15 protein-coding genes are annotated in these 16,237 nt (G+C 67.1%); 11 read left to right on the forward strand and 4 right to left on the reverse strand.

Going from position 1 to position 16,237, the window contains the following annotated elements:
• Positions 1 to 269: integrase core domain-containing protein (locus EU800_RS23635; protein WP_129635960.1), on the forward strand; the 269-nt coding region annotated here is incomplete at its 5' end.
• Between the two features lie 208 nt (positions 270 to 477).
• On the forward strand, positions 478 to 654 hold the full coding sequence (locus tag EU800_RS27030; RefSeq protein WP_165354820.1) for a hypothetical protein: 177 nt from the start codon (positions 478 to 480) through the stop codon (positions 652 to 654).
• 6 nt (positions 655 to 660) lie between these two features.
• Here EU800_RS27030 and cobS read toward each other — a convergent pair whose 3' ends face one another.
• Positions 661 to 1,422 (reverse strand): adenosylcobinamide-GDP ribazoletransferase, encoded by a 762-nt coding sequence (gene cobS, locus EU800_RS23640; protein WP_129635961.1) that lies wholly within the window; start codon positions 1,420 to 1,422, stop codon positions 661 to 663.
• A gap of 76 nt (positions 1,423 to 1,498) precedes the next feature.
• On the opposite strand from cobS, the gene cobT reads away from it, so the two are divergent.
• A complete protein-coding gene (gene cobT, locus EU800_RS23645; protein ID WP_129635962.1) occupies positions 1,499 to 2,521 on the forward strand; it encodes a nicotinate-nucleotide--dimethylbenzimidazole phosphoribosyltransferase in 1,023 nt (340 codons plus the stop codon).
• A 48-nt stretch (positions 2,522 to 2,569) separates the two neighbouring features.
• Here the strand turns inward: cobT and EU800_RS23650 are convergent, their stop codons facing one another.
• Together EU800_RS23650 and EU800_RS23655 are read right to left on the reverse strand one after the other, a co-directional pair.
• Positions 2,570 to 4,504, reverse strand: coding sequence for a cation:proton antiporter (locus tag EU800_RS23650; protein ID WP_129635963.1), 1,935 nt, complete (start codon positions 4,502 to 4,504; stop codon positions 2,570 to 2,572).
• A gap of 108 nt (positions 4,505 to 4,612) precedes the next feature.
• Positions 4,613 to 7,756, reverse strand: coding sequence for a hypothetical protein (locus tag EU800_RS23655; RefSeq protein ID WP_129635964.1), 3,144 nt, complete (start codon positions 7,754 to 7,756; stop codon positions 4,613 to 4,615).
• A 162-nt stretch (positions 7,757 to 7,918) separates the two neighbouring features.
• On the opposite strand from EU800_RS23655, the gene EU800_RS23660 reads away from it, so the two are divergent.
• The 3 genes from EU800_RS23660 to EU800_RS23670 all read left to right on the forward strand — a co-directional run bounded on the left by EU800_RS23660 (position 7,919) and on the right by EU800_RS23670 (position 10,442).
• Positions 7,919 to 8,626: an SIMPL domain-containing protein gene (locus EU800_RS23660; RefSeq protein WP_165354821.1), complete on the forward strand. Its 708-nt coding sequence runs from the start codon at positions 7,919 to 7,921 to the stop codon at positions 8,624 to 8,626.
• Between the two features lie 283 nt (positions 8,627 to 8,909).
• Positions 8,910 to 9,380 (forward strand): transcription elongation factor GreA, encoded by a 471-nt coding sequence (greA, locus tag EU800_RS23665; protein ID WP_129635966.1) that lies wholly within the window; start codon positions 8,910 to 8,912, stop codon positions 9,378 to 9,380.
• An 18-nt stretch (positions 9,381 to 9,398) separates the two neighbouring features.
• A complete protein-coding gene (locus tag EU800_RS23670) occupies positions 9,399 to 10,442 on the forward strand; it encodes a hypothetical protein (RefSeq protein ID WP_129635967.1) in 1,044 nt (347 codons plus the stop codon).
• A 137-nt stretch (positions 10,443 to 10,579) separates the two neighbouring features.
• Here EU800_RS23670 and EU800_RS23675 read toward each other — a convergent pair whose 3' ends face one another.
• Positions 10,580 to 11,359 carry a FadR/GntR family transcriptional regulator gene (locus tag EU800_RS23675; RefSeq protein ID WP_129635968.1) on the reverse strand — a complete coding sequence of 260 codons (780 nt, stop codon included), beginning with the start codon at positions 11,357 to 11,359 and terminating at the stop codon, positions 10,580 to 10,582.
• A 168-nt stretch (positions 11,360 to 11,527) separates the two neighbouring features.
• On the opposite strand from EU800_RS23675, the gene EU800_RS23680 reads away from it, so the two are divergent.
• The 5 genes from EU800_RS23680 (at position 11,528) to EU800_RS23700 (ending at position 16,176) form a co-directional block, all read left to right on the forward strand.
• On the forward strand, positions 11,528 to 12,544 hold the full coding sequence (locus EU800_RS23680; protein WP_129635969.1) for a TRAP transporter substrate-binding protein: 1,017 nt from the start codon (positions 11,528 to 11,530) through the stop codon (positions 12,542 to 12,544).
• A gap of 43 nt (positions 12,545 to 12,587) precedes the next feature.
• Entirely contained in the window at positions 12,588 to 13,097 is a 510-nt protein-coding gene (locus tag EU800_RS23685; protein WP_129635970.1) for a TRAP transporter small permease, read from the forward strand.
• A complete protein-coding gene (locus EU800_RS23690; protein ID WP_129635971.1) occupies positions 13,094 to 14,368 on the forward strand; it encodes a TRAP transporter large permease in 1,275 nt (424 codons plus the stop codon). The genes EU800_RS23685 and EU800_RS23690 overlap by 4 nt, the downstream gene beginning before the upstream one ends.
• A gap of 16 nt (positions 14,369 to 14,384) precedes the next feature.
• Positions 14,385 to 15,560 carry a galactonate dehydratase gene (gene dgoD, locus EU800_RS23695; protein ID WP_129635972.1) on the forward strand — a complete coding sequence of 392 codons (1,176 nt, stop codon included), beginning with the start codon at positions 14,385 to 14,387 and terminating at the stop codon, positions 15,558 to 15,560.
• Between the two features lie 292 nt (positions 15,561 to 15,852).
• Positions 15,853 to 16,176 (forward strand): transcriptional regulator, encoded by a 324-nt coding sequence (locus EU800_RS23700; protein WP_129635973.1) that lies wholly within the window; start codon positions 15,853 to 15,855, stop codon positions 16,174 to 16,176.
• Positions 16,177 to 16,237: the final 61 nt, after the last annotated feature.

Raw genomic sequence — 16,237 nt, forward strand, 5'->3', positions numbered from 1 at the left:
TCATCAAGTCTCTGAAGGCTGCCGAGATCCAGATCAGCATGGACGGAAAGGGTGCCTGGCGCGACAACGTCTTCGTCGAGCGGCTATGGCGAACGATCAAGTACGAAGAGGTCTATCTGCACGCCTATGACAGCGTCTCCGAGGCCCGCACGGGGATCTCCCGCTACCTGGCTTTCTACAACACGCGGAGACCGCATTCATCGCTGGACGGGAAAACGCCCGATCAGGCATATCTCACCCCGTCCCGGCCAATTCCGGTCGCGGCATAACTGAGCGGAAGATCCACTTAGAACACAGCTCCAAACTGTTCAGACAACCCGAGCCACCTATCTGTTTCCTTGCCGAGGATTCGGACGGCGCGATCCTGGGGCTCCAGTCGCTGAAGTGGGCGGGGCCGGGCAATCCCTATGGAGTGACGCCTGGCTGGGGAATCATCGGCACTCATGTCAGCCCGACCGCGGCGCGGCGCGGCGCGGGGTGGGGCGGGCGCTGTTCGATGCCACGCGGGCGGCGGCTGAAGCGGCCGGTATCGACAGGATCGACGCCTCTATCGGTGCGGACAACGCCGACGGGCTCGCCTATTACGACGCGATGGGCTTCCGCACCTATCGCACGCCCGACGGCGTGATCGCCAAGCTCTACGAAATGCGCTGACGGCGGTCAGTTGACGAGCGCCGCGGCGAGGATCAGGCAGCAGATCTCGGCGATCTGCTGAGTCGCGCCGAGGATGTCGCCGGTCTGGCCGCCGATCCTCGCCCGCGCGATCGCGGCGCAGGCCAGCGCTGCGACGGCCGACGCTACGAGCAGGGCAAGCGTCCCGGCCCCGACAAGGGCGAGGCTGCCCGCAAGGCCGATCAGCATGGCCGCCGCAACGGTGGCATCTCCCGGGCGCCCCACCGATCGCGAAAGCCCGCCCTCCCTGGCGTTGGGCAGCGCCCACATGAGCCAGACCATTGCCGAACGGCTGAGCAGCGCCGCCGCGACCAGAAACGGCAGCAGCGCCGGACCGAGCGAAGCGAGCGCGCTCCAGCGCAGTCCCAGCGACAGGATCAGCGCCAGCACGCCGTAGCTGCCGATCCGGCTGTCCTTCATGATCTCGAGCCGTCGTGCCCGGTCCCAGCCGCCCCAGAGCCCGTCGGCGGCATCCGCCAGCCCGTCCTCGTGCATCGCGCCGGTCATGACGACCTGACCGGCAATCACCAGCCCCGCCGCAACCGTCGTCGGCATCCCAAGCGCTATCGCCACCCAGCCGATGCCGCCCGCGAGCGCCGCCACCAACGCCCCGGCAAGCGGGTAGGCCCAGGCCGCCTTGGCGCCGCGGGTTGCGGCGAAATCGGCATTCACCGGTACCGGCAGCCGGGTCAGAAGCGCGCAGGCGAGAGCAAGATCCTGAAATGGCTTGAATTGTCGCGTCTCGTGCATGGCGGCCCGGCATCCCTGTCGCTTGTCCTCCCCGGCTTAGAGGGGCAGAAGGCGGGAAACAAGACAGAGGCCAAACATGACGCAGCAAGCCCCCTTCACCGATCTCGCCGGTATCCGCGCCGCTCTCTCGAACCTGCCGCAACCCGATCTGGGCGCCATCGCCGGAGCCGAAGAGCGCAACGCGATGCTGACCAAGCCGCCGGCGGCACTCGGCCGGCTGGAGGATCTCGCGATCTGGTATGCGGGCTGGCGGGGAGAGGCACGGCCGATGCTCGACAGGCCGCAGATCCTCGTCTTCGCGGGCAACCATGGTGTCGCGGCGAAGGGCGTCTCGGCCTTCCCGATTGAAGTCACGGTGCAGATGGTGGCCAATTTCGAGGCCGGCGGCGCGGCGATCAACCAGCTCGCGAAGGCTTTCGACGCGGAGATGAGCGTGCATTCCCTGGAGCTTGACCGGCCGACCGGCGATTTCACCGAAGGCCCGGCGATGAGCGCGGCAGATATTGTCGCGGCGATGGCCAAGGGCTGGGAGGCGGTCGATCCTGCGGCCGGGCTGATGGTGACCGGCGAGATGGGAATCGGAAACACGACCGCGGCGGCAGCCATCGCCGCGGGGCTCTTTGGCGGCGGTGCGGAGACCTGGGTCGGCCGAGGCACCGGTGTTGACGACGCAGGGCTGGCGCGCAAGCGGGCCGTGGTCGATGCCGGGCTCGCGTGCCACGCCGAGGCGCTCGGCGACCCGCTCGAAGTGCTGCGGCGGCTCGGCGGGCGCGAGATCGCGGCGATGGCCGGCGCCATCCTCGCCGCACGCCATCATCGGGTTCCGGTCTTGCTCGACGGGTTCATCTGCACCGCCGCCGCCGCGGTGCTCGAGGCGGCGGTGCCGGGCGCGCTCGACCATGCCGTCGCCGGGCATGTCTCGGCCGAGGGCGCCCATGCACGGCTGCTGGAGAAGATCGGCAAGGAGCCGCTTCTGAGCCTTGGCCTGCGGCTCGGAGAGGGCACCGGCGGGGCGCTGGCTATCGGCGTGCTCAAGGGCGCGATCGCCTGCCATTCCGGCATGGCGACGTTCGGTGAGGCGGGCGTTTCGGCGGGCTGAGCAACGTCACCCCTGCGCAGCGTGGCTCCGCAGCTTGCCGCGCCCCCGTCAATCCACCGTCTGAGGCGCCCGTTCCTCCGGCTGTTCGCGGCTTTCAAGTTCTTGCACCTCGAGGGCGGTGACCAGCGAAGTTGCGAGCACCTGGTTGAGCTCGCGCGCGCGGGCGAGATAGGCCGGATTGTCCTTGAGCGAGCGGGACGGGTCCCAGAGCGGGGCCAGTTCGCGCAGGGTCATCCGGTCGTGCTTGAAGAAGGCCTTTTCCATCTCGTTCGCCTCAAAAGCGGAGAAATCCATGTTCTCAAGCACGTAGCGGCCGGCGCGCAGAGAGCTGTCGAACATCTCGCGGACGATGTCATCGGCGCCAGCCTGGTAGAGCTGGTAGACATGCACCCGGTCATGGGCGCGGGCGATGATGTGCAGGTCCGGCCGCTCCGCGCGGGCATAGGCCACGAGCTTCGTCGTCGCATGCGGGTCATCGAGGGCGGCGACCAGCACGCGGGCATCCTTCAGCCCGGCGGCATGCAGCAGGACCGGCCGCGTCGGGTCGCCGTAGAACGCCTTGAAGCCGAAATTGCGCATCAGTTCGATGGCGGCGAGATCGTGGTCGAGCACGGTGCATTTCAGCCCCGCCATCTGGACCATCCGGTTCACGACCTGCCCGAAACGGCCGACGCCGGCGATGATGACCGGGGCCTGCTGGTCGATCTCGTCATGCTTGCGGTGGATGTCAGTCGCAGCGCCATGCTCGCCGACACGGTGGGCGATCCAGTCGTAGAGGATGAAGAGCAGCGGCGTCACCAGCATCGACAGCGCGATGACGAGGAGCAGGATCTGGCTCAGCCGCCCGGTCAGAACGTTTTCCTGCAAGGCGAAGGACACCAGAACGAAGCCGAATTCGCCGGCCTGGGCGAGGCCGAGTGTGAAGAGCCACTTGTCGCGCTTGCGCAGTCCGAAGGTGTTGGCGAGCAGGAACAGCACGCCGCCCTTGACCAGCACCAGCAGGACGGTCAGCCCGACCACCGTGCCGGCATTGTCAGCCATCACGCGGAAGTCGATGCCGGCGCCGACCGACATGAAGAAGAGGCCGAGCAACAGCCCCTTGAAGGGTTCGATATTGGCCTCGAGCTCGTGGCGGAATTCTGACGTGGCCAGCACTACGCCGCCGAGGAAGGCGCCGAGCGCGGGTGAGAGACCGATCAGCACCATCAGATAGGCGATCGAGAAGACCACGAGCAGCGCGGTCGCGGTGTGGATCTCGCGCAGCCGGGCCATGTGGACGAAACGGAACAGGATCGGCGAGAGATACATGCCCGCGAGCACGACCGCGACGATCACCGAGATGATCACGAGCGCGGCCTGCCAGCCGGGTAGCCCCTCGATCAGCGAGAATGCCTCATGCACTTCCTCGGCACCTGCGGGCAGCTCGCCGGGGCGCAGGATCGCGCCCGAAGGGTCCAGCCGGGGCACCGCGGGCATCGCCAGTAGCGGCAGCAGGGCGAGCATCGGGATGACGGCGATGTCCTGGGTGAGCAGGACCGAGAAGGTCGCCTTGCCTCCCGATGTCTTCATCAGACCCTTTTCGGAGAGGGTCTGAAGCACGATGGCGGTGGAGGAGAGCGCCATAATAAGGCCGATCGCGAGCGAAATATTGAGCGTCTCGCCCATCGCCCAGGCGATCAGCGTCACCGCGCCCGTGGTCAGGCCGATTTGCATGCCGCCCATGCCGATGAGCTTGTCGCGCATCTCCCAGAGGACGCGCGGCTCGAGTTCGAGCCCGATCAGGAAGAGCATCATGACCACGCCGAACTCGGCATAATGGCGCAACGTCTCGGCCTCGACGCCGGCCATGTGCAGAAGCGGGCCGATCAGGATGCCGGCGAGCAGGTAGCCGAGCACCGAGCCGAGCCCGAGCCGGGCAGCGATCGGAACGCCGATGACGGCGGCGCCGAGCAGAATCGTCGCGTCGTCGAAAAAGCCTTCCATGGTCATCCTCCTTGGCCGGCCAAGGCGGCCCCGGCCAGATTGTCATGGTGCCGCACCGCAGCGCAAGGCGTAGGTCTCCGATCAGGAGGTTGTGATGACGTGGCGGCGTCAGCCCTTCGGCATCTTGAGAGTCACCATCCGCCCACTCTTCTGGTAGCTCAGGTCACTCGCGCCGATGGCGGCGACGCGGCCGCCGTCCAGCCGGTCGCCGACCTTGAGCTTGACCATCTTGCCCGATGGCAGCCGCACGAGCGCGCGGCGCTGCGAGGAGGTGCCATAGACCCCGATCAGCGAGACCTTGCGGAGCGAAACGGCGTTGGCCACCGTCGCCTCCCGGGCGACCCTGGCCGAGATCGGCCCGGTGGGGTTGGCGCGCTCGCGGCGTGGAACGGCAGGGCCGCTGGAGGCGGCGTCTTCCTCCGCCTCTGCCTCGGCCTCCTGCGCTGCACGGGCTGCTGCAGCCGCCGCGGCGACGGCCTTGGCCTCGGCCTCCTTGGCGTCGCGCTCCTGCGCGGCGCGGGCCTCGGCGGCCCGCTTGCGCGCCATCTCGAGCTGGGCGGCCTCGGCTGCTTCCGCCGCTTCCTGTTCCGCCGCCGCTTCCAGTTCGGCTCGGCGGCGGGCACGGTCGGCGATCTGGGCGATATTGGCCGGGCGCAGCCGCGGTTCGGGTGATTCCGCGATCGCCCGATCGGTTGCGGTGGCCAGATCGAGGGCGAGCGCGTCCGCATCCGCCGCCGATTGCGCGGTGTCCTCGCCGAGCAGTTCGGCCTGCTGGCCGGCCTCCGTCTGTGCGTCGGCCATGCTCTGCGCCTCGGCCAGCGCCTCCGCGGTCTCCTGGACCGAGGCGGGGCGCTTCGCCGGCCGGAATAGCGCCAGTTCGGACCGGGTGCGGCCACCGAGATTCGTCCGCTCGGTTTCCTCGATCAACCCGTCTGGACGAGTCCGCGGACGGAATTCGCGCAGAGGGTCTTCGGCCTCGGGCGCGGCCTCTGCGTCCGGATCCGCCGTCTCCGCAGGCGTCTCGGCCTGTTCCGGTGCGAGCCCGTCGGGGCGGCGCGGCGGCACGATATCGGGCGGGCCGAGCCGGATCGCCACTCCGCCCGGCGTCAGTCCGCTCTCTGGGGCCGCTGCCTCCGGGTCGGGTGTCGGCGCTGGCACGACCGGCGGTTCCGCAGCCTGTGGCGCCGTTTCCGCCAGTTCCCGCGGATCGGGCAGCGAATAGGCGTCCTGAACGGGCGACGAGGGGTCAATCGAGGCGATGTAGATATCCTCGATATCCTCCGTCTTCGGCTCGATCCCCTGTTCCGGCGGGGCTTGCCAGATGCCGCTGACCGCATAGGCCGCACGGGCGCTCACCGGGTCGAGCGGGGCCGCGGCGGGCAGTTCCGGATTGGTAGGTTCCTCCGTCGGCGTGAGCAGGGCAAGCTCTTCGCCCTCAGCCGGGTCGGGCTCTACGCCGACAGTTTCTGCCGCGCCGGCGATCTCGGGTTCGGTGAGATCCTCGACTTCGCCGGCAGGGTCCTCCGCTGCGGCAGGTGTCGCGGGTGTCGTCGCGGAGAGCGCGTCGCCCGGCGTGGGCGACCGGGTGCCGGCGCCGGCAAGCTCGAGCGCGTCGGCGGTCTCCGATACGGGCGATGTTTGCGTGCCCTCCGCGTCAGTAACTGGCGCCGCGGCGGACTCGGCCGCCACCGGGCTCTCCGGCAGGGAGGCGGGCATGTCGGGAGCGGACGCGCTGTCCTGTTCGGTCAGGGCGATCGCGTCGGGGGCGCCGGACTCGACTGGTGCCGTGGGCGCAAGATCGGTGACGGCCGGTGCGGAGTCTTCAAGGACCGGGGCAACACTCACCAGATCTGACGGCGCCGAGAGCGTGGCGGTGTCCTCGGACGGGCCGCCGACGAAGCTCCAGAGCCCGACAATCGCGATCGCCGCGACGCCAGCCGCCGCGGCCAGGACCTCGAGGCGAAGCGGCGGGCGCGAATCCTGCTGGGATTTGCGGGCTCCGAAGACCGTCAGCGCCTCGGCCTCCTGCACGCTGGTCTCGACGGCCGGCAGGATGGGCGCTGCGGGCGCGGCCGTCAGCTTCGCCTTCGTCGCGGCGGCGGGGGGCGGCGCGGTTGCCGTGTCCGCGACGGGCGGCGTAGCAGGGACGGGTTTCGGCGGTGTCGCCGCGGCCGCGGCGGATCTTGCCGAGAGCACGGGCTCCACGCGGTTGCGGCTGTCCTTGCGCGGTGGCCGTGCGGTTGTTTTGCGCGACGGCGCCCGAGGTTCCTGCCCTGCGGACGTCGAAGCCCCGGTTGCGGGCGTGGCGGGCGCGCGCGAGGGAGGCGGAGGCGTCTCAATCTCCGACTGGATACGGGGACGAATCGAGGCGAAGGACGGGGCCGGCAGGGCGTCGGCGGTGGGCCCGGCCTCGTCGGGCGATTCCAAAGGCTCGGCCGTCCCGTCGGACTGTAGCGCGGCCTTCTCCTTGGGAGTTTCCTCGGCGATATCGACCTGCGGGTCGGAGACGGAGTTCGCTTTTTTTAGGTCGGTCTCGGGCGCCGGGAGAGGCGTTGTCGCTGGCGCAAGTGCCTGCGCGCCGGATGGCCCTGCCGCCTCCGGCGTCTCTTCTGCTGGAGTCTCGACCGCTGGCGCCGTGTCAGTCCCGTCACGCGCCTCGGCCGCGACGGGTTCCGCGGCTGTCGCTGCTTCTGCCGGCGGCTCGAGATCGCCCAGCGAGAGAATCGGCCGGGCAGGGCGCTCGAGAATCTCGCCGGGATTCAGCAGATGCGCGGCCGCGTCGCAGGGGCCGAAGAAGGGCGCGCCGGGGAAGTCGCTCTCCGCCGGCGTGGCCGTGAAGCTCATCGGGCCGAAGCCGTGCTTCAGGGCGAAATCCTCGGCCTCTTCCAGTGTCTCGCGCGCCACCGCGGCGATGAGGATCTTGCCGCCGCGCGTCTTCCAGTCGAAGACCAGTTCCTCCAGCGCATAGGGCGTCGCGCCGTCGAGCCGTCGGGCCGCCCGGCGCGCGTTGTCGGCGGCGTCGGTTCCGGCGTCCGCCTCGGCATAGAGAATCTGCGAGTTGGGCAGTACCAGGGCGGCGCGGATCGGCGCGCCCCCAGCGAGCGCGTCGGCGCGGGTGCGCATTGCCTCCAGCGCAGCGGCCAGGTCCGGCGTTTCGAAGAGGACAGTATCGACGCGCCGCCACCCCCGGCCCGCATCGTGGAGCAGGGTGAGGCCATCATTGTCGAGGAGGAGTGCAAAACTCGGGGTCATCCCGCCCTTCTTGAAACCGGACGTGCGCGTGGCGCAAGCTGTCGTTTGATGTAGCGGAGTTCTATAGCAGGAATTCGCGCAGATAAACAGGATCCGCCAAGGATTGGAGGGCGGGAGGCGTCTCACAATTCGATGAGATGCGAGACAAAGGAGATTCCATTGATGAGACGACTGGCAAATGCGGCCCTGGCCGCGGCACTGATATCGGGACTGGCAGGGATGCAGGCTCTTGCGGCGGAAGAGGGCCGGCTGACCGTGACCGGGCAGGGCCAGGTGGCGGTGGCTCCCGACATGGCGACCGTGACATTCGGCGCGGTGGCCGAGGCTGACGAGGCCGCTGACGCGATGGCGGGCGTCGGCGCGCGGATGGGGACGGTGCTGGAGCGCATCGAGGCGGCCGGAATCGCCGCCACCGACGTGCAAACCAACACGCTGACGCTTGAGCCGCGTTGGCAGCAGGAAACGAGGGAGGGGCCGGCCCGGATCGAGGGATTCGTGGCGCGTTCGGGCGCGGTGGTGCGTGTGCGCGATCTCGACGCGCTCGGCGGCCTGCTCGACGCGCTGGTCTCGGACGGGGCCAACGAGTTCCGCGGCCTGAGTTTCGGGCTGCAGGCGCCGCAGCCGGTCGAGGACGAAGCGCGGCGGGCGGCGGTGGCGGATGCGATTCGCAAGGCCGAGCTCTATGCCGAGGCGGCGGGGGTTACGCTTGGTCCGATCCTGTCGATCGACGAGCATGGCGGAGGCGTGGAGCCGAGGATGATGCGGGCGGCGATGGCCGAAAGCGGCCTGCCGGTCGCCGCGGGAGAGGTCGAGATCGCCGCTTCGGTGTCGATCACCTATGCGATCGGCGCGGACCGCTCTGGCCAGTGAACGGTTGCTGCCGGTCCGGTACTCCGGTCCGGCAAGGTCAGCGGCGGGTCCCGTGGAGTCGTCGCAGACCCGTCCTGACCCTGACGGGACCGGTGACTTTTCGCAGGACTCGCTGTGTCGGCGCGCGACCGCCGCGAATGGCCTGCTCCGTCGGGACCGGCGAGGAGGTTGCACTGCGCGAACCGCCGCCGGTCGATCCCGGGCTTTCGCTTGACATTCGGCTGCACGCTTGGATTAAGGGCTTTCAACCCAATCCCCACAATCCAGACCGTGCAGGGACAGAATGGAAAAGATACCGATGACCCGCGCGGGGTTCACCGCGCTGGCCGCAGAACTCAAGACACTGAAGTCCACCGACCGCCCCGCGATCATCAAGGCGATCGCCGAGGCGCGTGAGCATGGCGACCTGTCGGAAAACGCCGAATACCACTCCGCGCGCGAGAAGCAGAGTTTCATCGAGGGCCGGATCAAGGAGCTCGAAGGGATCATCTCGCTCTCCAACGTGATCGACCCCGCGACGCTTTCCGGTCCGATCAAGTTCGGCGCCACGGTGACCATCGTCGACGAGGATACCGACGAGGAGAAGACCTACCAGATCGTCGGCGAACCGGAGGCCGATCTCGAACGCGGCTTGCTGAACATCAAGTCGCCCATTGCGCGCGCACTCATCGGCAAGGACGAGGGTGACAACATCGAAGTTCGCACACCGGGCGGCGAAAAAAGCTATGAGATTCTCAGCATCAAATATGTCTGAGTCGGACACAGCGCCCAGATGAGCCAGGACCCGCGCAAGCCGCATATCGGCGACGCGACCCGCCCGGATCCCGACCGCGGCGGGCTTTCCGCGTCTGACTGGATCGCGTTGCTGCTCAGCGCGCTCTGGTTCTTCGCCGTGGGTCTCTTCTTCCTGCTGCTGCCGCTACCCGCCCAGGCGAGCTTTGACCCGGCCCGTTTCGTGATGATGCTGCTGGCGGTGTTCATGCCGGTGGCGCTGATCTGGGTCGGCGCGACCGCGGCCAAGAGCGCGCGGATGATGCGCGAGGAAAGCAACCGGCTGCAGGCGGCGATAGATGCGATGCGCCATGCCTATACCAGCCAGGCGCCGCAGGGCGCCAGCGGCACGCGGCTGCCGCTCGAGCAGAAGCTCGACGAGATTGCTCGCGCGCAGAAGAAGACCGAGGCCGCGCTCGCGCATCTCACCTCCGTCAATTCCCGCGCCGCTGCGGTCGCGGTGAATGAGGGCAAGCGCGCGCCGGTCGCGGCGCCGAAACGGCAGGCGCAACGGTCTGACGAGGTCGTCCAGCCGACGCTTGCGCTCGGGACGCCGGCCGACGCGCTGGCCGACCCGATCAGCTCGGAGGATTTTATCCGTGCGATGAACTTCCCGGAGGACGAGCGCGACAAGGAGGGGTTTCGCGCCTTGCGCGCGGCGCTGAAGGATCGCGGCGTCGCGCCGCTGGTGCGTTCGGCGCAGGACATCCTGACCCTCCTGGCCGAGGACGGGATCTACATGGATGACCTCGCGCCCGACCGCGCGAAACCGGAGGTCTGGCGGCGTTTTGCCGAAGGCGAGCGCGGCCGCGCGGTGGCGAGCCTCGGCGGCGTGCGGGACCGGTCGAGCCTCGCGCTGACCGCGGGGCGGATGCGCCAGGACCCGGTCTTCCGCGACTGCGCGCACCACTTCCTGCGCAAGTTCGATTCGACCTTCGCCAATTTCGAGAAGACGGCAAGCGATCCCGATATCGCTGCCTTTGCCGAGACCCGTTCGGCCCGCGCCTTCATGCTGATCGGCCGGGTCTCCGGCACCTTTGACTGACCGGGCGTTTGGGTCCGGCAGACAAGGGTCCTTTCCGCGAGGCGCTTTCGGGATGAACGGGTCGAAAAGCCCGGAGGCAGGTCAAACGCCCGGCCCAACCTCCAGACAGGTCGCTCCCGGCTACGTCACCGCGCTTTTCAGGAAGAGCCCTGGGAGGCTTTCCGGCTCCAATATTGCTCGGCCGTCCGACGGTTGTTTTGCAGCATATGCTCCATCTCGGTGCGTGCGGCGCTGCTGTCGCGGCGGCCGATCGCATCGGCGACGTGGATATGGCCCTCGCGGGTGACCGGCTCTCCATCCTTTACCAAAACGCCGAATTCGTAGGAAATGCGCAGCACCGTCAGGATGATCGGCTTCAACTGACGCATCATCATGTTGCCGGTCGCTTCGAGGATCGTGGCGTGGAAGGTGCAGTCGGCCGCGAACATTTCGGCGACGTCGCTCTTGCCGGGATGCATCGCGTTGGCGGCCGCCGAGATGGCCTCTGTCTGGGCCAGCGTCGCCCGTTCGGCCGCCAGAGCCGCTGCAGCGGGTTCGATGATGCAGCGCAGTTCCGTCGTTTCGGCAAACATCCTGCCGATACGCGGGTGGGTCGGATCGTGCCAGGACGCGACATCTGCGTCGAGCAGATTCCATTCCTCGATCGGACGGACCCGCGTGCCATAGCGTCGCGCGGTGCGTATCAGCCCCTTCCCGGACAGAACCTTGATCGCGTCGCGCACGGTCGCCCGGCTGACGCCAAGCGAGGCAGCGAGTTCGGGCTCTGTCGGAATGGGTTCGCCGGGTCTGTAGAGATCGTTGGCGATCCGCCGCCCCAGCTCCTCCACGGCGGACTTTGCCGCGCCCGTGGGCAGCGAGAGGCCGGAATCGAGCGGCACCGTCAGCGTGGGTCTTCCGTCTTGCCTGTCGGCTTCCATCGCGAACCTCTCTCTCTTCCGGAATCGCCTCTAGGTATGATCAAAGCGCCGGATTGGTCTTTACATATGATCTAGAGATGGTCATTGTTTCAATACCGCTTATCAGGAGTCGTCGCACAATGGGAGTGCGCTCCGCTTTCGGGACAGTCCACACCAAGGGAGGAAGAGATGGAGTTTTCGAAGATCGTGGCCGTCGCGGCTGTATTGGGGAGCCTTTCGCTGGCCCCGGCAGCTGCCGAGGAAATCAAGTTCGGCATCGGTATCGGTGAAGGCGATTTCCCCGAATACAACGCCCTGGTCCGGTTCAAGGAATACGTCGAGTTCAAGACGAATGGCGAGATCACCGTGCGCCTCTTTCCCAACAACCAGCTCGGCAGCGAGCGGGAGATGATGGAGCAGGTGCAACAGGGAAGCCTTGAGCTGACCTTTGCCGCCGATGGCGCGATGGCCGGTTTCTATCCGCCGATGCAGGTCTGGGCGATCCCGTATCTCTTCGAAAGCGCACCTGTGGCCTGGAAAGTCATGGAGAGCGAGTTTGCCGACAACATGCGTGAGGACATCCTCAAGGAAACCGGCATGCGCGCGCTTGCCTTCTCGCAGAACGGCTTCCGTTCCTTCACGAACAACGTCCGGCCGGTGGTCAATCCCGACGACCTGGCGGGGATGAAGATCCGCACCATGGAAAGCCCGGTCTTCATCGAGCTGGTCGGATCGCTCGGCGCGACTGCCGTGCCGATCGCCGGCGCCGAGGTGCTGATGGCGCTGCGCCAGGGTGTGGTCGACGGCCAGGAAAACCCGCCGGCGGTTGTCTATGGCGGCGGCCTGGGTGAAGTGCAGAAATACTACACCCTCGACGAGCACGTCTTCGGCCTGCATGTCATCCTCGCCAATGAGGACTGGTTCCAGAGCCTGTCCCCGGGCCACCAGCAGATCATTCAGGACGCAGCGCAACTCATGGCCTGGACCGAGAATCTCCAGAAGACGGAAGGCGACTGGAAGTTCAGCAAGCTGCTTCAGGAAGAACTCGGCATGGAGGTTCACGTGTCGACGCCCGAGGAGAAGGCCGCCTTCAAGGCGCTGACGCAGGAACCGGTCCTGGCCTTCATCCGCGAGAATGTCGGCTCGGAACTGGTGGACGAGCTTCTTGGCGAAGTCGAATCCGCCAAAGAAGATCTCTACCAGTGACAGAAACGGGGGCGCCGGCACGCCCGGCGCCCCGCCTGCCATCATGAACAAGATCGCCCTTCGCGCATCGCGGTTGCTGACACGCACCACCGAAACGGTCGCAACCCTGCTGCTGATCGTCGTCACCTGCCTGAACCTGACCCAGGTCGGCGGGCGGTATCTCTTCAACACCGGCTTCAGCTGGACCGAGGAAGCCATGCGCTATCTCATGATCTGGCTGATGATGCTGGGGTCGGTCGCGTGCATCTTTCGTGCCGAGCATATGGGCATCCAGACGCTGGAGAACATGGTCCGTCCGGAGCGGGCGCGGCTGGTCAAATCGGCCCTCTATACAATCGCAGCCATCTTCTGCGTCTTCGTGCTGGTCTATGGATGGCCGCTGACGCTCCGAAACGCGCGCCAGGTCGCGCCAGCTTCCCAGATCCCGATGATCCTTCCCTATATGGCGTTGCCCGTAGGCGCTGCGCTCATGCTGCTCCAGATCGCTCTCACGTGGTTTTCCGGCTTCGAGCCCGACACCGACGAAATCGATCGCGGTGAGACCCTCTCATGATCTGGGTCGCGATCACGGGGCTCGTGCTTCTCTTCGCCGGCGTGCCGGTCGCCTTCGCGCTTGGTCTCGCGGGGTTGGTCGGCATTTGGATCGCAGACATTCCTTTCGCGATCGTCGCCACGCGCCTGTTCACGGGGGTGGACAGTTTCGTCTTTCTCGCGGTGCCATTCTACATTCTGGCCGCCGAGATCATGGGGCAGGGGGGGATCACCTCCCGGCTGATCTCCATCGCCCAGTCGGCGACCCGCTGGCTGCGCGGCGGCACGGCCTTTGCCAATATCGGCACCTCGATCGTCTTTGCCGGAATCTCCGGATCGGCGGTGGCGGATGCCGCGGCGCTCGGGCGCGTCTTCATGACCGAGATGCCGAAGGAAGGCTACTCGCGCCCGTATTCGGCCGCCGTCACCGTGGCCTCCTCCATCGTCGGGCCGATCATCCCGCCCTCGGGTCTGGCCATCCTGATCGGTGCGGTTGCCAGTATCTCCATCGTCGATCTGTTCCTGGCCGGAGTGGTTCCGGGGCTGCTGGCCGGGGGCGCCTGCATGGTGGTGGTCGCCTTTGACGCCCTGCGCGGCCGCATTCCGTTCCCGCATTCCAGTGTGTCCGGCGACTCCGCATTGCGCATGGTGATCGAGGGCGTCGCGGTTGCGACCCTGCCGCTGATCATCGTCGGTGGCATGGTGATCGGTGCCTACACGGCGACCGAAGGCGGTGGCATCGCCGTCGCATACGCGATCTTCCTGTCCACCGTGGTCTTCCGGAAGCTCGACATGGCGGGCCTGTGGAACGCCTTTCTGCGCGCGGCGCGGATTTCCGCGACCATCTACCTGCTGGTCGCCGCCGCCACGATCCTGTCCTACGCGCTAAACCTTCTTGGCATCGCGGAATTCGTGCGCAGCACCGCGCAACTGTTCGAGGGGCAGCCGGTGCTGTTCCTGCTGGCGACGGCGCTGCTGATGCTGGTGCTTGGCACGTTTCTGGACATTGGCGCGGCGATCCTGATCTTCGTGCCGCTGCTCATGCCGGCGGTGCGGGAGCTGGGCATCGACCCGTTGCAGGCGAGCATGGTCGTGATGCTGACGCTCGCGATGGGGTTGGTGACGCCGCCCGTGGGGGTCGTGCTGTTCGTCGTCATGCGCGTCGGCAGTATCGGAATGATGCCGCTCCTGCGCGCGCTGCTCCCGTTCTTCTTCGCGCAACTGGGCGCCGTGGTCCTGCTGTGCCTCGTGCCCGGCTTCTCCACCTGGTTGCCATATCTCCTGAACCACTGACGTCCCGAGGCTCGCCATGAAAATCACCGCCGTCGAAACCCTCGTTGTCAACGCGATCCACCGCAACTGGGTTTTCGTGAAGGTGCTCACCGATCAGCCCGGGCTGAATGGCTGGGGAGAGGCGACGCTGGAATGGAAGACCCGCGCCGTCGTCGGTACGGTCGAGGATCTGGCGCCGCTGATCGTTGGAGAGGATCCGATGCGCATCGAGCATGTGGTGGCCCGCATGACGCGTTTCAGTTTCTGGCCGCTCGGCTCCATCGGCATGTCCGCGGCCTCGGGGATCGAGCAGGCGCTCTGGGACATCAAGGGAAAGGCGCTCGGCGTGCCGGTATGGGAGCTGCTTGGCGGCCGGGTGCGCGACAGCGTCCGGGTCTACACCCACCTGCATCGCGGTCGGGCCGATGCCAGCCTCGACACGCGCGACATCAGCGCCTTTTGCGATGCCGTGCAGGAGACTGTGGAAATGGGCTACAACGCGATAAAGCTCGGTCTCGTTCCCTATACTGGATATGACGCGCGTCTGCCCGACATCCGCCACGTGGAGGCATTGGCCGTGGCCGTGCGCGAGCGCGTCGGCGATGACGTGGACATCATGACTGATTTCCACGGCCGCCCGGATTCGCTGGCCGCCGCCCGGGCCTATATCGATGCAATCGCGCCGATCTCGCCGCTCTTCGTGGAAGAGCCGATCCAGCCCGGCGACACGCCGGCAATGGCGGCCCTCGCCGCCCAGGTGTCCTGTCCGCTTGCCACCGGCGAGCGGCTGTTCACTCCGCGCGAATTCGCCGAGGTGGCCGAGACGAGGGCGGTCACCTACATTCAGCCCGACCTCGCCCATTGCCTGGGCTTCAGCGGGGGCCGTCGGATCGCGGCAATCGCCGAGGCAGCGCATATCGGCGTCTGCCCGCACAACCCGATGGGTCCGGTCGCCGGCGCGGTGGCGCTGCAATTCGACACGGCCACGCCGAACTTCGTCATCCAGGAGGAGGCCGTGGGCATGGTGCCCTGGTTCGAGGAGATCTGTGCAACCCATCCGTTGACGCTGGAGAACGGCGCCTGGACGGTTCCCGAGGCGCCCGGTCTGGGCATCGAGATCGACGAGGCCGCCGCCGCGCGCTACCCATTTGCGCAGGAGGTCATCTGGGCGCTCGACGCCGTGCTGCCCGACGGCCGGATTGCGAGTTGGTAAGGGCGGGCGATCCGTCCGGACAGTGACGACACCGGGCCGCGCCAGCCGAGGCCTCGTCCGAAAGGCTGGGACCATCCTGGCCCACTCGGGACGGTCGTAACCCGTGGGGCATTTCCTTTCCCGAGACATGGGCTCTCCAAGTCTGTGCACCGACCACGGGGGAGGGTGGCAACCCAACCCGGGATCGGTTCGATCCCGTCCGGCGTCACCTTTCATTGTATCGCGGCTTAGATTTGTATATCGGATATCCTGATATTGAAATCGACTACGCAGCCGGGGTGGTGCTAAGGGCATGTCCAGCAAGTATCTTGTCGTCGATCCGGAAGAGCGGCAGGACATCATCAAGAGTCTCGCCAGCGCGGTTCGTGTCTCGATCCTCAAGCTTCTCGGCGCCGAGGGGCCGAAGAACGTCAACCAGATCGCCGCGACCTTGGGCCTGCCGCAATCGACCGTGTCGTCCAACCTGCAGATGCTCGAAGATGCCGGTCTGGTCAGCACCAGGACGCAGCGGGCGCGCAAGGGCAGCCAGAAGATCTGCGAGTCGACCTTCTCGGTGTCAACGGCGGTGCGATTTCCTGCCAGAGGGCAGCACAAAATCCGGCCAGTTCCAGCGTGATCGGCGCCCCGGCAGACGCGCTCCCTATGTAGCTGGCGGTTGCCGGGGCGCCTTGGTCCGC

This window comes from Tropicimonas sp. IMCC6043 (genome assembly GCF_004146235.1).
Classification (GTDB): Bacteria; Pseudomonadota; Alphaproteobacteria; order Rhodobacterales; family Rhodobacteraceae; genus Tropicimonas.